Origin of the sequence: Lactobacillus sp. CBA3606, assembly GCF_002970935.1 — a bacterium.
Classification (GTDB): domain Bacteria; phylum Bacillota; class Bacilli; order Lactobacillales; family Lactobacillaceae; genus Lactiplantibacillus.
Map to the genome: position 1 here is coordinate 1,806,647 of NZ_CP027194.1, position 11,660 is coordinate 1,818,306.

Here is an 11,660-nt window from a genome sequence, read left to right on the forward strand (position 1 = left end):
GTAAGTGTGACCACATTAACAGATGTTGCAAAGCGGGCCAATGTTTCCAAGATGACGGTATCACGGGTGATTAATCATCCGGAACAAGTTCGTGATGAATTGAAGCGCAGTGTTTTTGCGGCAATGCAAGCGTTAAATTATCGGCCTAATGTTGCTGCTAAGGCGTTAGTAAATAATCGTACCCAAATTATTAAGTTATTTATTTTAGAAGATATGGACACGACGGAACCCTATTACATGAAGCTTTTAGCCGGAATTTCAAAGGAATTGGGGAAAGAACAGTATTCATTACAGTTAGTGACGGAGCATAATTTTGACATCGGTGGTTGTGATGGGTATATCGTCACTGGGATGCGTCATGCAGACTATGAGTGGTTACAACGCTTAGAGCGACCAGTCGTTTTATTTGGTGAAAATCGCTTAGAGTTTGATTATTGTGATACTGATAATACGTTGGGAACAAAAATAGCCACTGAATATGCAATTAAACAAGGTTATACGCAGATTGAATTTATTGGGATTAATGTAAAGGAACCTTTCGAATATTCACGTGAAGCGGGTTATTTGCTTAGCATGCAAAAGCATCAATTGACCACGTCGATTCAACGATTTAGTAATCATAGTCATTTAGCTATGGAATATATTCAGCAACAGGCGCAACGTTTGCAAGCCAATACTTGTTATATTTGTGCCAGTGATCGGTTGGCATTTGGCATTGAAAAGGGCTTAACGCGTTTTAACGCTAAAATCCCGGCAGATTTTGGAATTATTGGTTTTGATGGGGTCTTTTTAAATCAGGTGGCAACGCCCAAGTTAACCACAATTCAGCAGCCGGTTTTCGAATTGGGTGTCCAGTGTGCACAGATGCTACTGACTAAAATCAGTCAAGGGGGTCAGCCACAGGGCATTCATCAGGTGAAACCGACGTTACTAATCGGTGGTTCAACAAGATAAATTGATTTGACATGTTTTTTATGATTGGTGGTCAGGATGAGAATCCTGATTTTTTTGTTGGGTTAAAATCTGTTAGCGATAACAATTGGAAAACCCTTGTTTCTCTTATGGATAGTCAGTAGGATTATCGTGTAAGAAAACGTTTTCTTGATGGGCGAAGGGGGTAGTTGCAATGGTGAATTGGTATGATCGACAGATTATTTATCAAATTTATCCAAAAAGTTTTCAAGATACAAATGATGATGGCATTGGTGATTTACAGGGCGTGATTCAACGAATTCCCTATTTAAAAGAGTTGGGCGTTACTACAATTTGGTTAAATCCAATCTATGTTTCACCTCAAGTTGATAATGGTTATGATGTATCAAATTATTATGCGATTGAGCCATCTTTAGGCACGATGAGTGATGTCGAAGCGCTAATTAAAGCATTGCATCAAAATAATATGCACTTATTGTTAGATTTTGTCATGAATCATACATCTGATCAACATCCTTGGTTTCAAGATGCTATTAAGCACCCTCAGGGGTTGTACCGGGATTATTATTTGTGGTCAGATGCACCGGCTAATCAGTTACCGAATAATTGGGGGTCATTTTTTGGCGGGAGTGTTTGGGAAGCCGATCCGGGAAAAACTGAACAATATTATTTCCATTTGTTTGATCGGCACATGCCGGATTTAAATTGGCGTAATCCAGAAGTACGGCATTCAATGCTGGAGATCGCCAAATTTTGGGTGAAGAAAGGCATCGATGGCTTACGTTTAGATGCTTTTATCCATATTGATAAAGCTAATTTTAAGCAACAGGTTCCTAGCCAGTCAACTGAACCAGTTGTCGCTGAGGCGTTTTATGCGCATTTGCCGCATGTTCAACCTTATTTAAGTAAATTTTGTGGCGCATTGCGGCAACTAAAGCCAGATATTTTTATTTTAGGTGAGGCAGCTTCTGCCAGCCCAGAATTGTTAATGGATTATAGTCGTCCAGCTAACAATGAATGTAATGCAGTCATTACTTTTCGGTCATTGGTTGATGACAAAAGCCATCTTAATCCAAAACTGCCCGCGGAATTTCAACCTAAGCCCTTAGATATCGAAGGGATGAAACGGCAACTCACTACGATTCAAACTAAGTTAGCTGGCGTGAGCTTACCGGTTTTATATTGGAGCAATCACGATTTGGCGCGATTAGCGACACGGTATGCGAGCAAATGGCATCATGAGCAAAGTCTTAAATGCTTAGCAGCGATGCTATATTTACAACGTGGTATTCCGATTATTTATTACGGCGAAGAAGTCGGTATGGAAAATTTAACTTTGCCAAATTTGCAAGCATTTAATGACCGAACGGTGGGGCCATTCGATCGGCAGGCTCAAGCCTTAGGTTATGATCAGCACCAAATTATGCAGATGTTGAATCAAACCCATAAGTTGGCGGCCCGTGGTCCGATGCAATGGGATAAAAACCAGCCCTATGATGGGTTTTCAACCCAAACGCCTTGGCTCATTGGTCAAACTAAGCCTGAGAGTTCAGCAATGACGGCGAGCCTATTAAGTTTTTATCGCCAGTTACTCAAGCTTAAACAAACTGAGTTATTTACAGCTGGTGATGAACTGATTGAGGCATCACCAAAAGGATTATTCCAGTTTACACGTCAATTGGATAACAGACGAGCAACGGTGACTTGTAATCTGACGGATACGGCCATTACAGTCGCAGTACCCACGTTGGCTAAGGTGCAGTTATTGGAAGGCGATGTTACCCAGACCGCAACGACGACGACTTATCATCCTTGGTCAGTGATCGTTACTAAAAATTAGGAGGTTTTTTAAATGGCAAATGATACGATTACCAATTTACGGCAACAAGTGATTTATTCTGTTTTTCCGCGTAACTATACGGCGCAGGGGACATTTAGTGCGATTCAAGCTGATCTACCACGAATAAAGGCCTTGGGCACTGATATTATTTGGCTAATGCCGATTTATCCGATTGGAAAGGCTCATCGAAAAGGGGCGCTAGGTTCACCATATGCAATTGCAGATTATCGTAGTATTAATCCAGAATTAGGAACGATGGCAGATTTTAAAGCGTTGACGACTGCGATTCATCAACAAGGGATGCGAGTAATTATTGATATTGTTTATAATCATACATCGCCAGATTCGAAGTTAGTCCAACAGCATCCGGACTGGTTCTATCATAAATCGAATGGTGATTTTGGTAATCGTGTGGCGGATTGGTCGGATATCATTGATTTAGACTATCAGAATTCGGCTTTGTGGACGTATCAAATTGAGACCTTAAAGCAATGGGCGACCGAGGTGGATGGTTTTCGCTGTGATGTAGCGCCCCTCGTACCTTTAGACTTTTGGTTAACCGCTCGGCGAGAATTGGCAGCCTATAAACCGGGGCTAATTTGGTTAGCAGAAAGTAATGATTCAGCTTTTTTGAAGCAAGTTCGTGATGCCGGTTTTGAAGATTTGTCAGATAGCGAACTCTATCAAGCTTTTGATATGGTATATGACTATGATACTTTAGCTGATTTACATGCCACCGTAGCTGGTAAGCGTAGTCTAGGCGAGTTTGCACGAATCCTAATGAAACAAGATGTTACTTTCCCGAAAAATTATGTGAAGTTACGATTTTTAGAAAACCATGATGTGCCTAGAGCGGCCGACTATCTTTCAACCCCCCAACAAGTAAAAAATTTATTAGCATTTAATCTATTTGAAAAGGGAAGTGCTTTAATTTATGCCGGTGAAGAGTTTGGCGCTAAGCATTTGCCGAGTTTATTTGATCGTGATCCAGTTGCTTTAAATGGTCCGCTAGCTTTGACACCGATGATTCGCCAAATTAGTTCAATTAAGCATCATTCCCTCTTTGAGACAGGGGCTTATCAGGTTCAACCAGTTAATGAGCAAGTGATGCAAGTTCAGTATCAGCAAGCTGATGAACTGGCCTTAGGTTATTTCGCATTTCAAACTTTTACCGGTGAAATCAGTTGTCCATTAGCGAATGGAAAGTATCTTAATCAACTAGATGGCCAAGATATTATGGTGAAAAACAATCAGTTTAGTTTCACCGGTGACCCAGTTATTTTTATAAAACAATTGATTTGTTTCAAATAAAATTGTGTCAAAATTCAGTGATATTACGGGTTGATTTAAGGCTTTTACATGATCATAATGTTAAGAATGTTTGAATTTGCGCAACCGATTGCATAGGTTTTTAGATGCAGAAAGTCGTGTAATGACGCTGTTTATAAAAGAAATATAAAAATTGTTATCGGTAACATTGTGAAAGGGGTTGCGAAAACGCTTTCAAAACTGCATAATTGAAGTTGTCATAAAAGGTTATGGATCTTAATAAAATTAAGTAGGGGGTAACATCATGACAAAGGGATGGAAAAAGTTAGGAGTTACAGTTTTAGCCGGGGCAATGGCATTAACATTGGTCGGTTGTGGTAACAGCAATTCTTCAAGTGCTTCTAACAAGAAAGTTAAGATTACGATCTTCCAAGGGAAGGTTGAATCAAACAAGCAATTTAAACAAATTGCGGCACGGTATCATAAGTTACATCCAAATGTTTCAATTTCAGTTTCATCAGTTGGTGGGGGGACCGATTATAGTCCAGTTCTAAAGACACGGATTTCTTCAGGGAATGCGCCAACAATCTTTAGTTTAGCTGGACCAGCGGATGTTAAGCAATTTGCTTCACAAGAAGCTGATTTGTCTAACACTAAGGCTGCTAAAGCTGCCCAATCTGGGACTTTAAATGCCGTTACAACGAATGGCAAAACAGTTGGGTTACCATTCAACGTTGAAGGTTATGGGTTTGTTTATAACAAGACGATTTTCAAGAAGGCTGGGATTGATCCAACTAGCTTAACAACGATGGCTAAATTAACTGCTGCTGTTAAGAAGATTGATTCTGAAAAATCTGAATTAGGGATTAAAGGCGTCTTTGCATTACCTGGTAAGGAAACTTGGATTCTTTCTGACCATTTAGCTAACTTGTATGTGGGTCAACAATTTAATGGCAATGCGCAAAAGATGTATAAATCTAAGAGCATGAGCTTTACAGCAAATAAAGAAATGAAGTCAATGATTGATTTACAGAAGCAGTATTCTGTTGGACCAGTTATGCAATTAGACTATTCTGCCCAAGTTAATCAAAACTTCTCACAAGGTAAAGTTGCGATGATTCAACAAGGGGACTGGATTTATTCAACGGTTGAACAAATCGATAAGAAATTTGCTAAGAATGATATTGGCATGATTCCAATTCCAGTTAAAGGTTATGAAAATAAATTACCAGTTGGGACTTCATTATACTGGGGTGTTAACAAGAACAAGTCAACGGCTGAACAAACAGCAGCTAAGAACTTCTTAGATTGGTTATACACATCTAAAGAAGGTAAGAAGTTAGTTGTTAACAAGCTTCATTTCGTACCAGCCTACAAGGGTTACGGTAACGTTAAGATGCCAGATGCATTGTCACAAGTTGTCTTCAAGTACTCAAAAGCTAATAAGACAATTGGTTGGGCATTCCCTGCTTACACTGGGACATCATGGGATCCAAATACCTTCCAACCAAACTTACAGAAGTATCTGTCAGGCAAGCAAAGTTGGGATACAACCGTTAAGAATTCAATTAAGGGTTGGAACGAACAACAATCGTCAAATTAGTAAAGTCTAAAGGTATTTCAGAAGAGGGGATTATATATGAAGAATCGAAGCTTATCTTTCTGGCTCTTTTTAACGCCAACCCTCGTTGCGTTAGCACTAGTTGTTTTCATTCCGGCCATTATGGGTGTATTTTACTCATTCACTAACTGGGATGGGCTTGGCTATACTGAGATGCTCGGTTTTAAAAATTACATCACACTTTTCCATAACAGTGGCTTTTTAGCCGCTTTGTGGTTTACTGTTCGATTTGTAATTGTAACCGTTATCTTATTGAACGTGATTGGTTTGGCATTAGCGTTATTAGTAACGCAAAAGTTTAAGGGTAGTAATTTATTACGGACAATTTTCTTCATGCCAAACTTAATTGGTGGGTTGATTTTAGGTTTCATTTGGCAGTTTATCTTTACCCAAGCTTTTACAGCAATTGGGAAAGCGTTACACATCGCGGGATTATCAGGGTGGTTGACGGATGCTAAGACTGGTTTTTGGGGCTTAGTCATTGTCACGGTCTGGCAAATGAGTGGTTATATCATGATTATTTACATTGCTTATTTGCAAAATATTCCCAGTGAAGTAATTGAAGCTGCTGAAATGGATGGAGCTTCACCATGGCAACGATTCGTTCATATTACGTTCCCAATGATTGCACCAGCCTTTACGATTTGCATGTTTTTAACACTTTCAAATGGGTTTAAGATTTATGATCAAAACTTGTCATTAACGAACGGTGGTCCCTATAAATCAACGGAAATGTTAGCAATGAATATTGTTAATACGGCCTACTCAGAAAATAATTTTGCTTTAGCTGAAGCGAAAGCTTTAATCTTCTTCCTGATTGTGGCGGCCATCTCTATGTTGCAAGTCTACTATAACCGTAAGCGGGAGGTAGATTTGTAATGAAGAAAACTAGTCGAATCTTTTTAGGGATTTTAGGAATTCTGTTAGGGCTGGTCTGGCTCTTCCCATTTTACATGATTTTAACAAACTCTTTTAAAACGCCAAAGGGAATTTTCGCTTCCGTATTAGGGTTGCCAACAACGGCTACGACGGCTAACTATAAAAACTCTTTTAAAGCGTTAGATTTCATGAATTCATTAGGTCACTCGTTACTAATTACCGTTGTTTCGGTAGTCATCATTGTCTTTTTCTCATCAATGGCGGCCTATGCGTTGCAACGTAACAAGAGTAAGTTAAGCGGTGCCTTGTTGATGTTATTTGTTTCAGCGATGCTGATTCCATTTCAAACGGTTATGATTCCATTAACGGCTAACTTTGGACATGTTCATATGTTAAATATGTGGGGATTAATGTTGATGTATCTTGGCTTTGATGCCAGCTTATCAATCTTCCTGTATCAAGGCACAATGAGCAGTATTCCGATTGCCATGGATGAATCGGCTGAATTGGAAGGGGCTAATCGATTCCAAATCTTCTTTAAAATTATTTTTCCAATGTTAACACCAATTACGGTGACCGTTGGGATCCTAAATATTATCTCGATTTGGAACGATTATCTGTTACCATCACTGGTTTTACCACAAACTCAGTATACGATTCCGCTACAGATGTTCTTCTTCTTTGGTCAATATACCAAACAATGGCATCTAGCGTTAGCCGGATTGACTTTGTCGATTATTCCAGTCATTCTCTTTTACGCCTTTGCACAACGTTACATTATCAAAGGTGTTACTGATGGTGCGGTCAAGTAAATTAAGCAATTGAATAAAGCGAAGGGAGGGTGCTAATGTTAAATTTACAATCAAAGTTTGGACAAAAACTCGTCGTCATTGGTAATTGGTTAGCGGCATTGGTAACGATCAATCTAATTTGGTTTCTAGTGACACTGCCGGTTCTGGTTATGCTGGTTTTAAGTTTCAGCGTACCGTTAAACCAAACCTATGCGGGTTCACTGGCGATTACGGTTGTGATGTTAGCAGCCTTCACCGTACCGGCTACGACTGCAACGTATCAAGCGGTGCAAGCGTGGCAGACTACCGATAGTGGCTCATTTTTAAAGGTCACTTGGCGCGCTTATTTAGTGGCATTAATGCATTGGCAAGCAAATCTGCTAGTGGCAGTAGTAGCAGGTAGCTGGATCACGGCTTTAAGATTAACGACAACTAATGTTGGGTTACACGTTGCGACACTAGTTTTCGGTATTGTATTACTAACTCTTTGGAACGGGTGGAATTATTGTCAGTTTGAAAATTTATCGGTCATTGAATTGGTGGTAGCCCACCCATTCAAGCTACTGCTATCAGCAGTGGTTACGATAATTCTATTTGCACTTAACTTTGAGTTGCGGCTGATTTTCTTTATCTTGTTGTTTAGCATGTCTTTGTCAGCGCTAACAACCTATCGAATTTTTAACCCGCACTTAAAAGCTGAATCGACAAACTGATTTTAACTAAATGAATGATGGAAATAAAGGAGCGTTGGCATAATGGCAGAAATAAAATTGGAACACATCTATAAACGTTATCCTGGAAACGACGCAGACTCGGTAACTGATTTTAACTTAGATATTAAAGATAATGAATTTATCGTATTTGTCGGTCCTTCTGGGTGTGGTAAATCAACAACTTTGCGGATGATTGCCGGATTGGAAGATATTACCAAGGGTGATTTAAAGATTGATGGGGAAGTTATGAACGATGTTCACCCCAAAGATCGGAATATCGCCATGGTTTTCCAAAACTACGCATTATATCCACAAATGTCAGTTTTTGATAATATGGCTTTTGGATTAAAAATTCGAAAAATGCCAAAGGATGAAATTGAAAAACGGGTTAATAACGCGGCTGATATCTTAGGCCTCACTAATTATTTGAAACGGAAACCGGGTGCCTTGTCTGGTGGACAACGTCAACGGGTGGCTTTAGGTCGCGCCATTGTGCGGGATGCTAAATTATTCTTACTTGATGAACCTTTATCAAACTTAGATGCCAAACTTCGAGTTGATATGCGGACTCAAATTGCGCAGTTACATCAGCGTTTAAAGACCAATATGATTTATGTGACGCATGATCAAATCGAAGCGATGACCATGGCTGATCGAATCGTGATTATGAATGATGGTAAAGTCCAACAAGTTGGGACGCCCGACGATTTGTATAATAAACCAGTTAACAAATTTGTCGCTGGTTTTATGGGATCACCATCAATGAATTTCTTTGAAGCCGAACTAAAAGATGGTCGTGTTTCAAATGGCAAAGGTCTGGATGTCGCGGTACCAGAAGGGCGTTTAAAACTTTTACGTGAGCAAGGCTACGATGGCAAGAAACTAACGGTTGGGATTCGACCAGAAGATATTCATACCGAACAAGTCGCTTTGGATGCCATGGCAGATGCAGTTGTTAATGCTAAAGTTGAAGTTTCAGAATTCTTAGGTACTGATTCAATGCTCTATTCACGGACAGGGGCCACGGAATTTGTAGCCCAAGTCAATGCACGTGATTATCATAAACCAGGCGAAGAAGTTAAAATGGCCTTTGAAATGAGTAAAGCTCATTTCTTCGATGACGAAACTGAATTGACAATTGAGTAAACAATTGTTGTGGGGTTAAGTTAATGCTGATGAAAAGAGTCTGGTGGCAGTAACTGTCGCAGGCTCTTTTTTAGCGGGGCTAATTAGGAGGACGTAAGCAAATGAAACGTATTTTTGAAGTCAATCCATGGCACGTGATTAGTCACGAATTAGTGCCGACTGATAAGCGACTACAAGAGAGTATGACAAGCATTGGCAACGGTTACATGGGCATGCGTGGGATGTTTGAAGAGCATTACTCGAATGATACGCTCAAAGGAATTTACATTGGTGGTATTTGGTATCCAGATAAGACCCGGGTTGGCTGGTGGAAGAATGGGTATCCGGACTACTTTGGTAAGGTCGTTAATGCGGTTAATTTCATTAAAGTGAACTTAACGATTGATGGTGATCAAGTAGATTTGGCTAAAGATGATATTAGTGATTTTACGGTCGATTTAGATATGCACACAGGGGTGTTACGGCGATCATTCATCGTAACAAAAGGTGCTAAGCGCGTTCAGTTCATGATTGACCGGTTCGTTAGCGTCGCGCAAAAAGAACTATTTGATGTGCATTATAGCGTGCATAATTTGAGTGCGGAACCTGTGCAAGTTGGGTTTATCTCACAAATTGATGCAGATGTCTTTAATGAAGATGCTAATTATGATGAACAATTCTGGCAGGTTCTTGATAAACGACACACCATCACCGGTGGCAGTATGGTCGCTGAAACGAAGCCTAATGACTTTGGGACACCGCGGTTTACCTTAGGACTGCAAATGATGCATATGACTGATTTTCGGGGTGTTAATGCACCGGATACTGAAAAATCAGTCACCAACATTTTTCGTGGCACCCTGGCAGCGGATGAAACGAAAAATTTTGAAAAAAGAGTCCTCGTGGTGACCTCGCGCGACTATGAAGATATGTTAGCCTTACGTTCCGGCTTAGCTGAGTTAAGTGAAAAGATCAATACCCAGACGTATGAAGACCTATTGCAAGCGCACGTGGCAGTCTGGGCGCAGCGCTGGGAATTAGCCGATGTGGCAATTGACGGTGACGATGCGGCACAACAGGGGATTCGGTTCAACTTGTTCCAGCTATTTAGCACGTATTATGGTGAGGATAAGCGCCTGAACTTGGGACCAAAAGGATTCACTGGTGAAAAGTATGGCGGGGCAACTTATTGGGATACTGAAGCTTTCGGTGTGCCCTTCTACCTGTCATTAGCGAAGCCTAAAGTTACTGAAAACTTACTAGAGTATCGACACAATCAATTAGATGGTGCATATCATAATGCGCAGATGCAAGGCTTAGCTGGTGCACTTTTCCCGATGGTGACCTTTAACGGTATCGAATGTCACAATGAATGGGAAATTACCTTTGAAGAAATTCATCGGAATGGCTCGATTGCGTACGCAATTTTCAATTATACCCGTTATACTGGTGATGAAACTTATTTGAAGACCCACGGTATCGATGTTTTGACCGCAATTGCTCGTTTCTGGGCGGATCGGGTTCATTTTTCAGAACGGCGCCAACAATACATGATTCATGGCGTCACTGGTCCCAATGAATATGAAAATAATGTTAACAATAACTGGTATACCAACTTTATGGCGCGCTGGACGTTGCAATACACGTTGGCGAGCTTGAAGAAAGTGACCTCGGCGAAGCAAGCAGAACTCGCCGTGAGTGCGACTGAACGTGCTAAATGGCAAGATATCGTGGATCGGATGTATTTCCCACACGATGATCAATTAGGGATCTTTGTTCAAAATGATACTTATTTAGATAAGGATTTGAAACCAGCGGCATCAATTCCAGCTGATCAGCGACCGATTAATCAACACTGGTCATGGGATCGCATCTTGCGGTCACCTTATATTAAGCAGGCGGATGTGTTACAAGGCATCTATTACTTTATGGATCAGTTTACACCAGCCCAAAAGCAAGCTAACTTTGACTTTTATGAACCGTTGACGGTCCACGAATCCAGTCTGTCGCCCGCAGTGCATGCGATATTAGCCGCAGACTTGCATTATGAAGATAAGGCCGTTGAAATGTATCAACGAACGGCGCGCTTGGATTTGGATAATTACAATAATGATACGGTCGATGGGTTACACATTACCTCAATGACTGGTTCTTGGCTGGCAATCGTCCAAGGTTTCGCAGGAATGCGGGTACGCGATGGTAAGTTAGCGTTCGCACCATTTGTACCGAAAGCTTGGTCGCACTATCAATTCCATGTCAACTTCCGTGGTCGCTTATTGAAAGTTGATGTTGATCAACAAGGGTCGACGGTTGAATTGGTTGCCGGTGAGCCGTTGACGATTGAATTGGCTGGTCAAGCGGTCAACTTAAAAGATACCGTAGCTACTAAAGTTCAGGCCTGATTTCAACGTGGCCGAATCTGGTTGAAATCAAGTGTTCACACCCTAGAATGAGTCAAACTTCATTCTAAACAACTCCTAAACGACGTA

Annotated in this window: 9 protein-coding genes; all 9 read left to right on the forward strand. The window is 40.7% G+C overall.

The annotated features are described in order from the left end of the window. The first annotated feature begins 6 nt into the window (after window positions 1–6). The 9 genes from C5Z26_RS08805 to C5Z26_RS08845 all read left to right on the forward strand — a co-directional run bounded on the left by C5Z26_RS08805 (window position 7) and on the right by C5Z26_RS08845 (window position 11,573). Window positions 7–954 (forward strand): LacI family DNA-binding transcriptional regulator, encoded by a 948-nt coding sequence (locus C5Z26_RS08805; RefSeq protein ID WP_105449592.1) that lies wholly within the window; start codon window positions 7–9, stop codon window positions 952–954. 172 nt (window positions 955–1,126) lie between these two features. Then, window positions 1,127–2,773 (forward strand): glycoside hydrolase family 13 protein, encoded by a 1,647-nt coding sequence (locus tag C5Z26_RS08810; protein ID WP_105449593.1) that lies wholly within the window; start codon window positions 1,127–1,129, stop codon window positions 2,771–2,773. 12 nt (window positions 2,774–2,785) lie between these two features. Next, entirely contained in the window at window positions 2,786–4,084 is a 1,299-nt protein-coding gene (locus C5Z26_RS08815) for an alpha-amylase family glycosyl hydrolase (RefSeq protein WP_105449594.1), read from the forward strand. A 262-nt stretch (window positions 4,085–4,346) separates the two neighbouring features. Further along, window positions 4,347–5,645, forward strand: a complete 1,299-nt coding sequence (locus C5Z26_RS08820; protein WP_199774963.1) for an ABC transporter substrate-binding protein — start codon at window positions 4,347–4,349, stop codon at window positions 5,643–5,645. A gap of 36 nt (window positions 5,646–5,681) precedes the next feature. Continuing rightward, a complete protein-coding gene (locus C5Z26_RS08825) occupies window positions 5,682–6,542 on the forward strand; it encodes a carbohydrate ABC transporter permease (RefSeq protein ID WP_105449596.1) in 861 nt (286 codons plus the stop codon). Further along, the gene (locus C5Z26_RS08830) at window positions 6,542–7,354 is read left to right on the forward strand and encodes a carbohydrate ABC transporter permease (protein WP_105449597.1); all 813 of its coding nucleotides are present in this window, start codon (window positions 6,542–6,544) and stop codon (window positions 7,352–7,354) included. Before C5Z26_RS08825 ends, C5Z26_RS08830 begins: the two co-directional genes overlap by 1 nt. A 35-nt stretch (window positions 7,355–7,389) precedes the next feature. Beyond that, window positions 7,390–8,046 (forward strand): hypothetical protein, encoded by a 657-nt coding sequence (locus C5Z26_RS08835; RefSeq protein WP_105449598.1) that lies wholly within the window; start codon window positions 7,390–7,392, stop codon window positions 8,044–8,046. 42 nt (window positions 8,047–8,088) lie between these two features. Beyond that, window positions 8,089–9,192, forward strand: coding sequence for an ABC transporter ATP-binding protein (locus tag C5Z26_RS08840; RefSeq protein ID WP_105449599.1), 1,104 nt, complete (start codon window positions 8,089–8,091; stop codon window positions 9,190–9,192). 101 nt (window positions 9,193–9,293) lie between these two features. Further along, on the forward strand, window positions 9,294–11,573 hold the full coding sequence (locus C5Z26_RS08845) for a glycoside hydrolase family 65 protein (protein ID WP_105449600.1): 2,280 nt from the start codon (window positions 9,294–9,296) through the stop codon (window positions 11,571–11,573). Window positions 11,574–11,660 lie beyond the last annotated feature (87 nt).

What these genes read in the sequence shown, in the direction of transcription:
- C5Z26_RS08810 (WP_105449593.1), top strand. Translation starts at nt 1,127, where the DNA reads ATGGTGAATTGGTATGATCGACAGATTATTTATCAAATTTATCCAAAA.
- C5Z26_RS08815 (WP_105449594.1), top strand. Translation starts at nt 2,786, where the DNA reads ATGGCAAATGATACGATTACCAATTTACGGCAACAAGTGATTTATTCT.
- C5Z26_RS08820 (WP_199774963.1), top strand. Translation starts at nt 4,347, where the DNA reads ATGACAAAGGGATGGAAAAAGTTAGGAGTTACAGTTTTAGCCGGGGCA.
- C5Z26_RS08825 (WP_105449596.1), top strand. Translation starts at nt 5,682, where the DNA reads ATGAAGAATCGAAGCTTATCTTTCTGGCTCTTTTTAACGCCAACCCTC.
- C5Z26_RS08830 (WP_105449597.1), top strand. Translation starts at nt 6,542, where the DNA reads ATGAAGAAAACTAGTCGAATCTTTTTAGGGATTTTAGGAATTCTGTTA.
- C5Z26_RS08835 (WP_105449598.1), top strand. Translation starts at nt 7,390, where the DNA reads ATGTTAAATTTACAATCAAAGTTTGGACAAAAACTCGTCGTCATTGGT.
- C5Z26_RS08840 (WP_105449599.1), top strand. Translation starts at nt 8,089, where the DNA reads ATGGCAGAAATAAAATTGGAACACATCTATAAACGTTATCCTGGAAAC.
- C5Z26_RS08845 (WP_105449600.1), top strand. Translation starts at nt 9,294, where the DNA reads ATGAAACGTATTTTTGAAGTCAATCCATGGCACGTGATTAGTCACGAA.